This window comes from Nocardioides islandensis (assembly GCF_015352455.1).
Lineage (GTDB): Bacteria > Actinomycetota > Actinomycetes > Propionibacteriales > Nocardioidaceae > Nocardioides > Nocardioides islandensis.
In genome coordinates this window covers 46084-60937 of sequence record NZ_JADKPN010000014.1, presented here as the reverse complement: position 1 = coordinate 60937, position 14854 = coordinate 46084, and the positions used below count along the sequence as shown (strand labels likewise).

At 73.1% G+C, this 14854-nt stretch carries 13 protein-coding genes; 10 read left to right on the top strand and 3 right to left on the bottom strand.

Going from position 1 to position 14854, the window contains the following annotated elements; all coding sequences use genetic code 11:
* Positions 1 to 59 precede the first annotated feature (59 nt).
* Positions 60 to 1904, top strand: coding sequence for a glutamine--fructose-6-phosphate transaminase (isomerizing) (gene glmS, locus ISU07_RS19195; RefSeq protein ID WP_194708453.1), 1845 nt, complete (start codon positions 60 to 62; stop codon positions 1902 to 1904).
* Between the two features lie 10 nt (positions 1905 to 1914).
* Positions 1915 to 2268, top strand: coding sequence for a holo-ACP synthase (locus ISU07_RS19190; RefSeq protein ID WP_194708452.1), 354 nt, complete (start codon positions 1915 to 1917; stop codon positions 2266 to 2268).
* A 26-nt stretch (positions 2269 to 2294) separates the two neighbouring features.
* Here ISU07_RS19190 and ISU07_RS19185 read toward each other — a convergent pair whose 3' ends face one another.
* Entirely contained in the window at positions 2295 to 3239 is a 945-nt protein-coding gene (locus tag ISU07_RS19185; protein WP_194708451.1) for a PDDEXK family nuclease, read from the bottom strand.
* 118 nt (positions 3240 to 3357) lie between these two features.
* On the opposite strand from ISU07_RS19185, the gene ISU07_RS19180 reads away from it, so the two are divergent.
* The 6 genes from ISU07_RS19180 to ISU07_RS19155 all read left to right on the top strand — a co-directional run bounded on the left by ISU07_RS19180 (position 3358) and on the right by ISU07_RS19155 (position 9789).
* Positions 3358 to 4731 (top strand): NAD(P)H-hydrate dehydratase, encoded by a 1374-nt coding sequence (locus tag ISU07_RS19180; RefSeq protein WP_194708450.1) that lies wholly within the window; start codon positions 3358 to 3360, stop codon positions 4729 to 4731.
* Positions 4732 to 4744: 13 nt separating this feature from the next.
* Positions 4745 to 5866, top strand: coding sequence for an alanine racemase (gene alr / locus ISU07_RS19175; RefSeq protein ID WP_194708449.1), 1122 nt, complete (start codon positions 4745 to 4747; stop codon positions 5864 to 5866).
* Positions 5863 to 6951 (top strand): alpha/beta fold hydrolase, encoded by a 1089-nt coding sequence (locus ISU07_RS19170; RefSeq protein WP_194708448.1) that lies wholly within the window; start codon positions 5863 to 5865, stop codon positions 6949 to 6951. Before alr ends, ISU07_RS19170 begins: the two co-directional genes overlap by 4 nt.
* The gene (gene tsaE, locus ISU07_RS19165; RefSeq protein ID WP_194708447.1) at positions 6948 to 7853 is read left to right on the top strand and encodes a tRNA (adenosine(37)-N6)-threonylcarbamoyltransferase complex ATPase subunit type 1 TsaE; all 906 of its coding nucleotides are present in this window, start codon (positions 6948 to 6950) and stop codon (positions 7851 to 7853) included. The genes ISU07_RS19170 and tsaE overlap by 4 nt, the downstream gene beginning before the upstream one ends.
* A gap of 74 nt (positions 7854 to 7927) precedes the next feature.
* Positions 7928 to 8965 (top strand): ATP-binding cassette domain-containing protein, encoded by a 1038-nt coding sequence (locus ISU07_RS19160; protein ID WP_194708446.1) that lies wholly within the window; start codon positions 7928 to 7930, stop codon positions 8963 to 8965.
* Positions 8962 to 9789: an ABC transporter permease gene (locus tag ISU07_RS19155; RefSeq protein WP_194708445.1), complete on the top strand. Its 828-nt coding sequence runs from the start codon at positions 8962 to 8964 to the stop codon at positions 9787 to 9789. Before ISU07_RS19160 ends, ISU07_RS19155 begins: the two co-directional genes overlap by 4 nt.
* Here the strand turns inward: ISU07_RS19155 and ISU07_RS19150 are convergent.
* Together ISU07_RS19150 and ISU07_RS19145 are read right to left on the bottom strand one after the other, a co-directional pair.
* Positions 9773 to 12922 carry an ATP-binding protein gene (locus ISU07_RS19150; protein WP_194708444.1) on the bottom strand — a complete coding sequence of 1050 codons (3150 nt, stop codon included), beginning with the start codon at positions 12920 to 12922 and terminating at the stop codon, positions 9773 to 9775. The two genes, ISU07_RS19155 and ISU07_RS19150, sit on opposite strands and share 17 nt — an antisense overlap.
* 67 nt (positions 12923 to 12989) lie before the next feature.
* Positions 12990 to 13565 carry a hypothetical protein gene (locus ISU07_RS19145; protein WP_194708443.1) on the bottom strand — a complete coding sequence of 192 codons (576 nt, stop codon included), beginning with the start codon at positions 13563 to 13565 and terminating at the stop codon, positions 12990 to 12992.
* 43 nt (positions 13566 to 13608) lie between these two features.
* Between ISU07_RS19145 and ISU07_RS19140 the strand changes: the two genes are divergently transcribed.
* Entirely contained in the window at positions 13609 to 14397 is a 789-nt protein-coding gene (locus ISU07_RS19140) for a metallophosphoesterase (RefSeq protein WP_194708442.1), read from the top strand.
* Positions 14398 to 14439: 42 nt separating this feature from the next.
* Complete coding sequence (locus ISU07_RS19135; RefSeq protein WP_194708441.1) at positions 14440 to 14850, top strand: hypothetical protein; 411 nt, start codon at positions 14440 to 14442, stop codon at positions 14848 to 14850.
* Positions 14851 to 14854: the final 4 nt, after the last annotated feature.

Below are 14854 nucleotides of genomic sequence, written 5' to 3'. Positions count from 1 at the left end.
TGTGGCAGGGGCCGTCGTCGAAGCCGGGCGCGGGCCGGGGCGCCGATAGGATCCGGCCCATGTGCGGAATCGTGGGCTACGTCGGCGAGCAGTCGGCTCAGGACGTCGTGGTCGAGGGCCTGCGACGCATGGAGTACCGCGGCTACGACTCCGCCGGCATCGCCCTGGTCCACGACGGCGAGATCCTCTGGGACAAGAAGGCCGGCAAGCTGGCGAACCTCGAGAAGGAGCTCGTCGAGCACCCGCTGGCGTCGTCGACGACCGGCATCGGTCACACCCGCTGGGCCACCCACGGGGCCCCGACCGACCGCAACGCCCATCCGCACCTCGGCCGGCACGAGCGGGTCGCGGTGATCCACAACGGGATCATCGAGAACTTCGCCGGGCTGCGCGAGGACCTCGAGGCCGACGGCACGGAGATGCGGTCCGACACCGACACCGAGGTCGCCGCGCACCTGCTGGAGCGCGAGCTGGAGACCGGGGTCGACCTCACCGAGGCCATGCAGCGCGTGTGCCGGCAGCTCGAGGGCGCGTTCACGCTCGTCGCCGTCGACGCCCAGGACCCGTCCCGGGTGGTGGCCGCGCGGCGCAACTCGCCGCTGGTCGTGGGCCTCGGCGACGGCGAGAACTTCGTCGGCTCCGACGTGTCGGCGTTCATCGAGCACACCCGCGAGGCGCTCGAGCTCGCGCAGGACCAGGTCGTCACCATCACTCGCTCGGGCGTCGAGGTGACCGGGTTCGACGGGTCGCCGGCCGAGGGCAAGCGCTACCACGTCGACTGGGACCTGTCGGCCGCCGAGAAGGACGGTCACGACTGGTTCATGCGCAAGGAGATCTTCGAGCAGCCGCACGCCGTCGCCGACGCCCTGCTCGGCCGGCACACCGCCGGAGGCCGGCTCCAGCTGGACGAGATGCGGTTGTCGGAGCAGGAGCTGCGCGAGGTCGACAAGATCATCGTCATCGCGTGCGGGACGGCCTACTACGCCGGCCTGGTGGCCAAGTACGCCATCGAGCACTGGACGCGCATCCCGTGCGAGGTGGAGCTCGCGCACGAGTTCCGCTACCGCGACCCGATCCTCACCCAGGACACCCTCGTCGTCGCCATCAGCCAGTCGGGCGAGACCGCCGACACCCTGATGGCGATCCGGCACGCCCGCACGCAGGGCTCGCGGGTGCTGGCGATCTGCAACACCAACGGCTCGACGATCCCGCGCGAGTCCGACGCGGTCATCTACACCCACGCGGGTCCGGAGATCGGGGTCGCGTCGACCAAGGGGTTCATCACCCAGCTGGTGGCGTCGTACCTCCTCGGCCTCTACCTGGCGCAGGTGCGCGGGACGAAGTTCGGCGACGAGATCGCCGCCGTCGTCGACGAGCTGGAGCAGATGCCGGTCCACATCCAGGGCATCCTCGACCGCAAGGACGAGATCTACGCCCTGGCGGCCGAGCTGAAGGACGCGCGCTCGGTGCTGTTCCTCGGGCGGCACGCCGGGTTCCCGGTCGCGCTCGAGGGCGCGCTGAAGCTCAAGGAGCTGGCGTACATCCATGCCGAGGGCTTCGCGGCCGGCGAGCTCAAGCACGGGCCGATCGCGCTGATCGAGGAGGGGCTGCCGGTGTTCTGCGTCGTGCCGCCGCAGGGCCGCGACCAGCTGCACGACAAGATGATCAGCGCCATCCAGGAGATCCGTGCCCGCGGCGCCCGCACCATCATGCTCGCGGAGGAGGACGACCCCGCCGTGGCGCCGTACGCCGACTCGGTGATCTACCTCCCGCGCGTGCCCGTGCTGCTGCAGCCGCTGGTGGCCGTCGTACCTCTGCAGCTGTTCGCCTGCCAGCTGGCCAGCAACATGGGCCACGACGTCGACCAGCCGCGCAACCTCGCCAAGTCGGTCACGGTCGAGTAGACCTCTCCTCGTGGCGGTGATCGGGGTCGGCATCGACGTGGTCGACCTGGAGCGGTTCGCGGAGTCGCTCGGGCGCACGCCCGGCCTGTCCCAGCGGCTGTTCACGCCGGGCGAGTCCGGCCTCGGGATCGCCTCGCTCGCGGCGCGGTTCGCCGCGAAGGAGGCGCTGGCCAAGGCCCTCGGCGCGCCCGGCAACCTCAACTGGCACGACGCCGAGGTCGTCTCGGAGTCGTCCGGCCGTCCCTTGTTCTCGCTCCGGGGCACCGTCGCCGCCCGCGCCGCGGAGGTGGGCGCGGTCCACGTCCACCTCTCCCTCTCCCACGACGCGGGCATCGCCTCCGCGGTGGTGGTGCTGGAGAGCTGACCAGGGGTCGTGTGGTCCAGCGAGCGCTAGATCGCACGATGAGGGGCACGACGCGGCGCTCCGAGGGCGATGAGGTCACGACCGACCTGCTCACGGTCGTCGCGGAGCTCGCGGGTCGTGCACCGAACGACGATCCGGCCCGGACCACTGAGCCGCCGCTGTCGCGCCAGGTCGTCCTCCCAGTGGTCCACGTCCATGTGGAACGAGCCGTCGACCTCGAGCACCAGCACGTCGCCGTTCGGCAGGTCCCACTCGCAGTCGGTCCAGCGCGTCTTTCCTGTCGCGTCACGGCGTTGTCTCTGGCGGTGCGGCAGCAGGATGTCGACGGCGCGGCACATGCGGCGTACGTCGATCTCGCCCAGCGACTGGGCGCCACCCGAGATCTCCTCGAGAGCGGTTCGGAACATCCTGGCCCAGCGCAGCGGTCTCATCCGCTCCACCCACAGGTACATGCCGTCGGCTGTCGACAAGCGCTGCTGGATGACGGCGGCGACGACGCCTTGAGCGGTCCGGCGCGACGGCTGGTACGCCGCCCACAACAGGACGGCAGGTTCGATACGGGCCACGGGGATACCTGGCCTCTGGAGGCGCATGGCGGGGATCTTCCGGCGGGTCCGCACGAAGCGCACTCCTGGGACCGACTCATCGAAGTCCAGCTCGTCGGGGACGAGCACGGTCACCTCGTCGCGCTGCCAATGTCGCAGCCCCAGCACCTCGGCGGCCGTCAGCCCGCCGATGACCGAGGAGTCGCCAGCATGGAGGACGCCCAGCCACATGCTCGCGACGCGTGGCAGCGGGCCGGTGAAGGTCGCCAGCACCATCGGGGTCAGTTCGACCCAGCGCCCTGCGTCGACCTGGTTGCGGACGACGAAGCGATCCAGGCCGAGCCCGTTGAGCTGGCGCCGGCTGAGCAGCCCGGCTTGCTGATCGGCCAGCGACCGCCAGTCGGGTCGGTCAGGGCGGTGAGGCACCACGCCAGCGAACCCGAATCCGGACGTTGCCGTCGTCGTCCCTCCACAGGGTCGGGTCGTGTGGTTCAGCGAGCGCTAGGGCGCACTCTCAACGACACGACCCACTAGCGTCCAGGGCATGAGGAGGGCGCACACCGTCGAGGAGGTCAGGGCGGCGGAGGCGGCGCTGATGAGCCGGCTGCCGGACGGGGCGCTGATGCAGCGCGCCGCGGCGGGGCTGGCGAGCGCCGCGCTCGAGATGCTCGGGCGGGCCTACGGGTCCCACGTGGTGCTGCTCGTGGGCAGCGGGGACAACGGAGGAGACGCGCTGTACGCCGGGGCGATGCTCGCGCGGCGCGGGGTGCGGGTGAGTGCGTGGCTGCTGTCCGAGAAGCCGCACGGGGCCGGCCTGGCCGCGCTGGAGCGCGCGGGCGGGCGCACGATCACCGGGGCCCCGCGAAGCGTGCCCGACCTCGTCGTCGACGGCATCGTGGGGATCGGCGGCCAGCCAGGACTCAGGGCCGAGGCCGTCCGTGCGCTCGACGCCCTCCAGGGGGTTCCTGTGGTCTCGGTGGACGTCCCGAGCGGCGTCGACGTGGACACCGGCGAGCTGGACGGGCCCGCCGTGCGTGCCGACGTCACCGTCACCTTCGGCACCCACAAGGTCGCCCTCCTCGCCGACCCGGCCGCTCACCACGCAGGCGCCGTCCACCTCGTCGACCTCGGCCTGGAGCTCCCTGCGGCCGCCGTCGAGAGCCTCCAGCCCGACGACGTGGCGGCGCTCCTGCCCCGACCCGCCGAGGACGCGCACAAGTACACCCGCGGCGTGGTCGGCGTGCGCGCCGGTTCCGAGCAGTACCCCGGCGCGGGCGTCCTCTGCGTCGCCGGCGCGGCGAGCGGGCTGTGCGGGATGGTCCGGTACGTCGCGGGCGCCAGCGCCCAGGTGCTCGCGGCCCATCCCGACGTCGTGACCGAGAACGGCCGGGTCCAGGCCTGGACGGTCGGCTCCGGCGGTGGCGCCGACGTCGCCACGATGCTCGTGGAGGCACAGGAGGACGGCGTACCGGTCGTGGTCGACGCCGACGCACTGGCCCTGGTGGACGGGCCGCTGACCGTGCCCGCCGTGCTGACCCCCCACGCCGGCGAGCTGTCCCGGATGACCGGCGAGAGCCGCGAGGCGATCGAGGCGGCGCCGCTGCGCCACGCGCGCGAGGCGGCGCGCAGGTACGACGCGGTGGTGCTGCTCAAGGGCCGGCACACCGTCGTCGCCCGACCCGATGGCCGGGTGCGGATCACCACCACCGGCGTGCCCTGGTTGGCCACCGCTGGAGCCGGGGACGTGCTCGCCGGCCTGATCGGCGCCCTGCTGGCCGGCGGGCTGAGCCCGTTCGACGCGGCCAGCGCCGGCTCGTGGCTGCACGGCGCGGCCGCGACGTACGCGTCCGGGGGCGGTCCGCTCACCGCGCCCGACGTCGCGCGGGCGATCCCTGCGGTCGTGCGCGGGCTGCTCTGAAAGAATCCAGGCCATGCGCCCGGAGATCGTGGTCGACCTGGCCGCGATCCGCCGCAACGTCACCACCCTCAAGCGCCTGGTCGCGCCGGCTGCGTTGATGACCGTCGTCAAGGCGGACGGCTACGGCCACGGCATCGTCGAGAGCGCCCGAGCCGCGCGGCAGGGCGGCGCGGACTGGATCGGCGTCGCCACCGTCCCCGAGGCGCTCGTCCTCCGCGAGGCGGGCGACGAGGGGCCGCTGCTCTGCTGGCTCACCCTCCCCGCCGACGCCGAGGACGGGTCGTTGAGCAGGGCGGTCGAGCACGGCGTGGACATCACCGCCTACACCCCGGAACGCCTCGACCAGATCGTGGCCGCGGGCGACTGCCCACGTGTCCAGCTGAAGGTCGACACCGGGCTCGCCCGCGGCGGCGCCGCCCTCGCCGACTGGCCGGCGCTGGTCGCACGCGCCGCGGAGCACGAGCAAGCGGGACGGGCCCGCATCACCGGCGTCTGGTCCCACTTCGCCTGCAGCGACGAGCCCGACCACCCGGCCAACGACGAGCAGCAGGCGCGGTTCGAGCAGGCGTTGGCGCGGGCCGAGGAGGCCGGCCTGCGCCCCGAGGTCACCCACCTGGCCAACTCCGCCGCGGCGATCCTGCGCCCGAGCAGCCGGCTGGACCTGGTCCGCGTCGGCCTCGCGTCGTACGGCCTCGACCCGGCACCCGACGTCCCGCACGGCACCCACCTGCGCCCGGCGATGACCGTGCGAGCTCCGCTGGCGCTCAGCAAGGCCGTCGCCCGCGGCGAGGGCGTCTCCTACGGCCACACCTGGGTCGCGGACCGGGACACGACGGTCGGGCTCGTCCCGGCCGGGTACGGCGACGGCGTACCGCGCCACGGCAGCAACGCGCTCGAGGTCGCCGTGGACGGCGTCCGCCGCCCCGTGCGCGGGCGGGTCTGCATGGACCAGGTGGTGGTCGACCTGGGCGGCGACCTGCCCGGGGCCGGGGCCGAGGTGGCGCTCTTCGGACCCGGTGACCACGGCGAGCCCACCGCGCAGGAGTGGGCGGTGGCGTGCGGGACGATCTCCTACGAGATCGTGACCAGGATCGGCGGCCGTCTCGAGCGACGCTACGAAGGGAATGACGAGTGAGCAGGACCGGCAGGGTTCTCGGGGTCGCGGCCGGTGCCGCCGGCCTGGCGGCCGGCGCGACCGCCTGGCGGGTCGCCCATCGGCGCCGGATCATCGCGCGCCGGGGCGTCGGCGACATGACGCCGTTCGGCTCGCTGCGCTCCCAGCCGCTGACGGTCGTCGCCGACGACGGCCTACCCCTGCACGTCGAGATCGACGAGCTCGACCCCGAAGCGGTCGGCGGCAAGGGTGCGCGCGCACGGCGCCGGCACACCGAGCTGACCGTCGTGTTCGTGCACGGCTACGCCCTGAACCAGGACTCGTGGCACTTCCAGCGCGCGGCGTACCGCGGCCTGGTGCGCGCCGTCTACTACGACCAGCGCTCCCACGGGCGCTCCGGCCGGTCCGCCGAGGAGCACGCGACCATCGAGCAGCTCGGCCACGACCTGCTGCGCGTCATCGACCAGGCCGTGCCCGACGGGCCGGTCGTGCTGGTGGGCCACTCGATGGGCGGCATGACGATCGTCGCGCTGGCCGAGCAGCACCCCGAGCTGTTCGGCGACCGGGTTGTCGGCGTCGGGCTGATCGCGACGACGGCCGGTGGCATCGACCCGCACCGCGTCGTGGTCCCGCTGCTGCCGTCCACGATCGCCGGCCAGCTGGCCGGCCGACTCGTCGCCACGCTGGCCCGGCGCCACCGCACCGTCGACCGGTTCCGCAAGATCGGTCGGTCGGTGGCGCTGGTGGCCACCGACGGGCTGGCCTTCGGGGACGCCGTGCCGGCCAGGTACGTCGAGTTCGTCGACCAGATGCTCTCGGCCACGCCGTTCGGGGTGGTGGCCGACTTCTTCCCGACGTTCGGCACCCTCGACAAGTTCGAGACCGTGAGCGCCATGAGCGAGGTCCCGGTCGCGATCATCTGCGGCACTCGCGACAAGCTCACGCCGATCGAGCACAGCCGCCGGCTGCACGAGCTGATCCCGGGCTCGACGCTGCTCGAGTGCGAGGGCGCCGGCCACATGGTGATGCTCGAGCGGCACGACCAGGTCAACGCCGAGCTCGACCAGCTGCTCGCCGCGGCGGGTGATCTCGTGGACCAGAAGTGACGCTCGTCGTACGCCGGGTGGGTGCGGAGGCGGCCGACACCGTGCACGCCGTGGTTCGGGCGGCGTTCGGGGCCAGGCCGCCGCTCGACCCGCCGGCCGACGCGATGGCGGAGTCGACCGAGCGCATCGCGCAGGCGCTGGCTGCCGGGGGCGGGCTGGTCGCCACCCTCGAGGGCCGAGCCGTCGGCGCGACGCTGATGGCGCGGGACGATCGCACGGTCTGGCTGCGCCGCTTCGGCGTGGTGCCGTCGGCCCAGCGTCTCGGCGTCGCCGGTGCGCTGGTCGCCGAGGCGCTGAGCATCGCCGACGGCGACGAGGTGGCGGTCGTGGCCCGCGAGGAGCTGCCCGCGACGATCGCGTTCTGGCAGGGGCACGGGTTCGTGGAGACCGCCCGTACCTCGCCCCACGTCGAGCTGCGGCGTGCCGTCCCGCACACGTACCCGGCCCCCGACGCCGATGCGATGCGCGGCCTCGGCCGGGTGGTCGGCGAGCGCGTCAGGGCCGGCGACCTCGTCGTGCTCGCGGGGGAGCTGGGCGCGGGCAAGACGACGTTCACGCAAGGCCTCGGCGCCGGGCTCGGGGTGCGCGGCGACGTCACCTCGCCGACGTTCGTGATCGCCCGCGTGCATCCCTCGCTCGGCAGCGGCCCGGCCCTCGTGCACGCGGATGCCTACCGGCTCGGCGGCATCGACGAGCTCGACGACCTCGACCTGGACGCCTCCCTGGACGAGGCGGTGACGGTCGTCGAGTGGGGCACGGGCATCGCCGAGGGTCTCGCCGACAGCCGCCTCGAGGTACGGATCGCCCGCTCCGCCGAGGCGGTCGAGGAGGGGGAGCTCGACCCGCGCACCGTCACCGTCGTCCCCGTCGGGGCCCGGTGGCTCGGTGTCTCCTGGCCGTGACCGGGACCACCCCGTGAAACCGTGCGGGAGCGCCGTGCAACCACGGTGAAACCGGGGGCCGGGATGGTCTTCCCATGACTTCTGCAACTGCTGCCACCGCAGCACCTCTCACTCGCACCCCGGCCGCGAGCTCCGGCAGTGACCTCGCCGTCGACGCCCGTGGTCTCGTCAAGCAGTTCGGCGACATGCGTGCCGTGGACGGGATCGACCTCTCCGTCCGGCGCGGCGAGGTCTTCGGCGTCCTCGGCCCGAACGGCGCCGGCAAGACCACCACGCTCTCCATGCTCGCGACCCTGCTGCCGATCGACGACGGCGAGGCGACCATCTTCGGCGTCGACGTCCGCCGCGAGCCGCACGTCGTGCGCCAGCTGCTCGGCGTGACCGGGCAGTACGCCTCGGTCGACGAGCTGCTCACGGCCACCGAGAACCTCGTCCTCTTCGGCCGCCTCCAGGGCGTCGGCCGCGCCGAGTCCCGGCGCAAGGCCGAGGAGCTGCTCGAGTCGTTCGACCTCACCGAGGCCGCGAACAAGCCGATCAAGCAGTTCTCCGGCGGCATGCGCCGTCGGCTCGACCTGGCCGTCAGCCTGATCACCCGACCGCCGCTGATCTTCCTCGACGAGCCCACGACCGGGCTCGACCCGCGCACGCGTGGGCAGATGTGGGAGACCATCCGCGGCCTGGTCCGGGACGGCAGCACCGTCCTGCTGACCACGCAGTACCTCGACGAGGCCGACCAGCTGGCCGACCGGATCCAGGTGATCGACCGCGGCAGGACCGTCGCGCTCGGTACGCCGGACGAGCTCAAGTCCTCCATCGGCGGCTCCTCGCTCCAGGTGCAGACGGCCGACCCGGCCGACCTCGAGCGCGCGGCCGGCATCGTGCAGCGGCTGCTCGACGAGCAGGCCGTGCCCACGCCCGAGGCGCGCCGCCTCACCGTGGCCCTGAGCCGCAGCGACCAGGCCGTCGACGTCCTCCTCGCCCTCCGCGAGGCCGGCATCGCCATCGAGTCCGTCGCCGTGGCCAAGCCGTCTCTCGACGAGGTGTTCCTCGCGCTGACCGGCCACGACACCCACGACAACGACGACAACGAGACCTCCGAGGAGATCCGATGACCGCTCTGCCCATTCACAGCAGCGAGACCGCGGTGTCCATCTCTGGGCTGCCCCGTCACGTCGGGCTGCAGGCCACCGTCCGGCAGACGATGACCATGGCGTGGCGGGCCACGCTGAAGATGCGCCGCAACCTGGAGCAGTTCTTCGACGTGATCATCCAGCCGTTGCTGTTCACCGCGATGTTCGCCGGCATCTTCGGCGGCGCCGTCGCCGGCAGCGTCGACAACTACCTGCCGCTCCTCATCCCCGGCCTGATCGCGCAGACAGTTCTGACCGCCTGCGTGGCCACCGGCACCCAGATCCGCGAGGACATGGACAAGGGCGTCTTCGACCGGTTCAAGGTCCTCCCGATCTCCCGGGTGGCCCCGCTGGCCGGACCGATGGTCGCCGACATGATCCGGTACCTGATCGCGGGCGTGCTCACCTTCGGCACCGGCATGGTCATCGGCTACCGCCCCGGCGGCGGCGTGCTCGGCGTGGCGGGCGCCATCCTGCTCGGCGTGGTCGCCGGCTGGTCGCTGGCCTGGATCTTCACCTGGTTCGGCACCGTCGGGAAGACGGCCCAGTCGGTGCAGGCCTACTCGCTGATGGTGATGTTCCCGCTGACCTTCCTGTCGAACGCGTTCGTGCCGGCCGACACCCTGCCGGGCTGGCTGGAGGCCTTCACCAAGGTCAACCCGGTCTCGCACGTCGTCACCGCGCTCCGCGACCTGGCCAACACCGGCCAGGTGACCGCCGAGGTCGGCTGGGCGCTGGTCGGCTGCCTCGCGGTGATCGCGATCTTCGCCCCGCTCGCGGTGCGGGGCTTCACGAAGAAGATGTAGTCCGCGTCCGGCGCAGCAGAGCTCGGGCCTCCTCGACGAGATCGGCCGGCGGCCGGTCGGCGTACTCCGCCAGCACCGCGTCGAGGCGGCCCGGGCTGCTGCGTCCGGCCAGCTCGCGCAGGCCGTCCCAGGCCATCACCGGGAAGCTGCGGTTGTAGGCCCACCTGTCCGCGACGGCGAGCAGCCGCAGGCCGGCGTCGCGCAGGTCCGGGGACTCTGCGGACACGGCCCACGCGCCGACCGCCGCGACGAGCACGCCGTTCAGCGGGAAGTCGAGGTACGGCAGGTCTCCGCTGTCGGCGTGCTCGAGGTGCTGGTCGACCAGGAGGTCCCGCAGCTCGGCGGCGCGGACCCGGTCCGCCGGCGTCGAGCCGTACCTCACCCGGGCCACCAGCGACCCGGACGCGGCGAGCATCACCCAGGGGCTCATGCCCGCGAACTCCAGCCCCTCCACCGGCGCCACGCTGGTCAGGGCGTCGTCGAAGTACCGCAGCCCGGTCGGCACGTCGCCCCGCACGAGGGCCAGCTCGGCGCGGGCCGCGCAGAGCGCCATCTGCGAGCCGAGGCGGGGGTCGGCGCTCTCGGCCTCGAGCTCGGCGAGCATCTCCTCCGCGCCGTCGAGGTCCCCGTCGAGCAGGGTGTTCATGAACGCGATCAGCAGCAGCGACCGCGCGTCGTCGTCCGCGTGCAGCCGACGCAGGATCGGGACGGCGATGTCGGCGTGCCGGGCCGCGCTGTCGTGGTCGCCGGACGACATCGCCAGCTGGGCGAGCTGCCCGTGCAGCGCTCCCTCGAGGTACGGCGTGAGCGGCGGGTGCGTGAGCCCCTCCCGGGCGTACGCCGCGGACCTGGCGAGGTCGCTGGAGTTCTCGCTGATCAGGGCGGCCCAGAGCAGACCCATCTGCGCGGTCACCGGGTCGGCCTCGCGGGCCATGGCGGCGACGCGCTCGTCGACCGGCCGACCGTCCTCCGTCTCGACGAACATCGCGTACGCCACCCGTGCCCACGGGTGGTCCGGGACGCCCCAGCGTTCGAGGGTGGCGCGCAGCCCGTCGATCGAGCGGTTCGGCATCCAGCTGAGATGGACCGTCAGCCAGGACAGGACCAGCTGGGCGGTGGTCAGGAGCTCCTCGGGCGGGTCCCAGTCGACGAGCAGCGCCTCGGCGGAGTCGGCGATCGTGAAGATGCGCGGGTGGTTCCCGGAGATGGTCCAGAACCCGCCCAGGCAGGCCAGCAGCCGGGCGACGAGGGCGCGGTCGCCGTCACGCAGCGCGCGGCGGAGCACGTCGGCCAGGTTGTTCTCCTCGACCGCGAGCGCGTCCACCGCGGCGATCTCGTCGGGGCCGAACAGGTCGGTCGAGCACCGGTCGACGTACGCCGCCGCCCAGGCACCCTGCCGGGCCTGGGTGTCCTCGCGCTTGCCGGAGCTCGTCAGCCGCTCGGCGGCGAACTCGCGGACGGTCTCCAGCATCCGGAAGCGGGTCCCGCCGCCGGCTTCGCTGACGGTCAGCAGTGACTGCTCGGCCAGCGTCTCGACGAGGTCGGCGCCGTCGCGACCCAGGACGGCGACGGCCGTCTCCCTCGTGAAGCCGTCGTGGAAGACCGAGAGCCGCGCCATCCCGTCCTGGTCGTCGGGGTCGAGCAGGTCCCACGACCACTCGATGACGGCGGTCAGGGTGCGGTGTCGTTCGGGGGCGGACCGGTCGCGCGAACGGAGCAGGCCGAAGAGGTCGTCGAGCCGGCGGCGCACCTCCTCCACCGTCATCGTCCGTACCCGGGCCGCGGCCAGCTCGATGGCCAGCGGGAGACCGTCCAGGCGGGCGACGATGTCGGTGACGACGTCGCGCGGCAGGTCGGCGTCCGCGCGGGCGGCCCGGGCGCGCCGGTCGAACAGCTCGGCCGCGTCGTCCGCGGCCAGCTGGCGCAGCGCGACCGCCTGCTCGGCGGCCAGCCCGAGGGGCGCCCGGCTCGTCGTGAGCACGCGCAGGTCGCGGGTGGTGACGAGCAGCAGCGCGACCAGCGAGGCCACCGACTCCAGCACGTGCTCGCAGTTGTCGAGCACCAGCAGCGTCGGGGCGGTGTCCAGCTCGGCGGCGATCCGGCTGCGGACGTCGGCGAGCTGGGCGGGCGTCAACGTACGCCGCCCGGTCACCGAACCGCGCACGCCCAGCGCTGCGCCCACCTCGGCCACCACGTCGTCGCCGGACGTGACGCCGACCAGCTCGACGAAGTACACCCGCGGCTGCGCCGCCTCGCGGGCCAGCACGTGCGCGACCCGCGTCTTGCCGAGCCCGCCCGGACCGATCACCGACACCAGCCGGCTGCGACGCACGGCGGTCCGCAGGTCGGCGAGGTCCTCCTCCCGGCCGAGCAGGGTGTCGGCGTCGAAGTGCACGCCGTCGCGCACCGGGGAGTCGGCGACGAGGAGCTCGCGGTGCAGCCGCTGGAGATCGGGGTCAGGGTCGACGCCGAGCCGGTCGGCGAGGTCCTCGCGGTACGACTCGTACCGCTCCAGCGCCGCGGCCGCCCCCGACGTGGCGGCCACGCTGCGCAGCAGGGCCGCCGTCACGGTCGTGTCGTGGACGGAAGCGGCGTGCACGGTCTCCAGGTACGGCAGCGCCTCCTGGTCCCGCCCGGCGGCAGCCAGGGCGAGGCCGAGCACTCGCTCGGACCGCCGCCGGTCCGCAGCGGCGTCCTGCCGGAGCTCGGCGAGAGGCCCGTGGTCGCCGGTCTCGCCGTTCCTGGGGCCCGCCACGTCCAGGACCGAGGCGCGGGCCGCGAGGTCGGCGGCCCTCGACGCCTCGCCGGCGTCCAGCGCCGCTCCGGCTTCGCGGGTCAGCCGGCGCAGGAGGAGTGCGTCGACGTCGTCGGCGGGTACGCCGAGGCGGTACCCGCCGTCGTACCGCTCGACCGCGTCCGCCCCGAGTGCCGTGCGCACCCGCGACACGAGCACCTGGAGCGCCTTGGTCGGGTTCGCCGGCTCGTCGTCGGTCCAGATCAGGTCGATCAGCCGGGAGTCGGCGACGCCCTCGGGCCGCGCGACCAGCGCCGCGAGCAGCGCCGCGACCCGGTCGCCGGGGATGGCCCGGCCGCGCCAGGACACTCCGTCCAGGAGGGTCAGGGCAGGGGGCACCCGGTCAGGATAGGAGCCCGCGCTCGACCACCAGCAGCACCACCGCGGCGTGCACGTCGTCGGGTGCTCACGTGCGCCGGCGGCCGAGACGGAGGACGAGGAAGCCGGCGACCAGGCTGCCGAGCGTGCCGAGCGCCATGTCCCCGAGCGTGTCCTCGTAGGCCGTGTCGAGCTCGGTGCCGTGGCGGATGAACGTGTACCACTCGCCCAGCTCCCACCCGAGCGCCAGCACGCAGCCGAACCCGGTCACCAGCGCGACCAGCACCCACGCCGGCCGCAGCGTCGGCGCGATCACCAGCGCCAGGCCGAGGCACAGGAACACCCAGTTGACGAAGTGGTTGAAGTCGTCCCACCAGATGACGGTGTCGTAGAGGTCCAGGCTGTTGCCGGTCACGTCGACGAGGAACGGCAGCATGATCAGCGCGAAGGCGACGTACGGCGGGCGCTTGCGCCTGCCCCGGTTGACCAGCCACCAGATGGCCGGGGTCAGCAGCATCATCACCGGGTACGCGATGAGCCGCGCGCCGAAGGCCTTGTCCGCGAACCGCTCGATGCCAGGCACCCACTCGGCCACCGCGAGCTGCGCGACGGTCAGCACCAGGACCGCGGCCGGCAGCCAGATCGAGTTCCCCCGTTGTGTCACGCAGCGGACAGTACTGAAGTCGGGTCTTCCCTAGCCTGAGACCGTGCCCAGCTCTGTCTCCACCCTCGCCCTGGTCGTCGCGCACGTCACCGACACCCACTTCGGCCACGACGCGGGCCAGGCCGCCGACCGCACCCGCCGGGTGCTGGATGCGCTGCTGCACATGAACCCGCGGCCGGACGTGCTGGTGCATTCGGGCGACGTGACGGACCACGGGTACGAGAAGGAGTACGCCGAGGCCGTGCAGGTGCTCTCCGCCTGGGAGGGCCCGCTGGTCATCAGCCCGGGCAACCACGACGTGCGGGCGCCGTACGTCGACGCCTTCCTCGACGGCCCGCTGGCCTCGCCCGACGGCCGTGCGAACCGGGCTCACACGGTCGACGGGGTCCGCTTCCTGATGCTCGACTCGCTCATCGACGAGGTCGACGGCGAGCGCCAGGACCCTGGGTACCTCGGCCCGGACACGCTGGCCTGGCTGGACGGCGAGCTGGCCGCCGACCTCGCGCCGACGTTCGTCGTGCTGCACCACCCGCCCGTCGAGCTGGGCATCTCGCTGATGGACCCGATCAAGCTCACCGACTCCGCCGACCTCTGCCGGGTGCTGGAGCGCCACCCCCACGTCCGCGCCACCCTGTGCGGCCACGCGCACACCATGGGCGCCTCGACGTTCGCCGGCCGGCCGCTGCTCGTCGGCGGTGGCGCGGTCTCCACGGTCCCGCTGGACCAGGAGGACCTGCCGATCGTCTGGTACGACGCCCCGCCCAGCTACGGTCTGCACTTCCTCCACGGCGACGGCCGGGTCACCACGCACTGGCGGGCCCTGTCCTCGTGAGCACGGAGGTCGGGCAGCTGGCCGGGTCGCGATACTGCGGGCATGCGCCGAACCATCGAGGTCATGCTCGTCCTCGCGATCGTCCTCGACGTCGTGTACTGGACGCTCTGGTTCGCCCGGCGTGACTGGATCGCCAGCGAGAGCCGGCAGGCCTACTACGAGTTCGAGAACGCCTTCCCACTCGCGGACACGTGGCTCGGCGTTGCGTGTGTGTGTGCGCTGGTGACGCTGCGGCGCCGTCGGCCGAGCGCCCTGTTCTGGTTGATCGCGTCCGGGAGCGCCGGGCTCTACCTCTTCGGGATGGACTTCCTCTACGACGTCGAGAACGGCATCTTCGCCACGGGTGCCGGCGGCGTGTTCGAGGCCGTCATCGTGACGCTCACGCTGGCCTTCTCACTGACGGCGCTCACCTGGTCCTGGCGCGAGCGCGGGGAGCTGCTCGGCGGCGCGTAGTCAT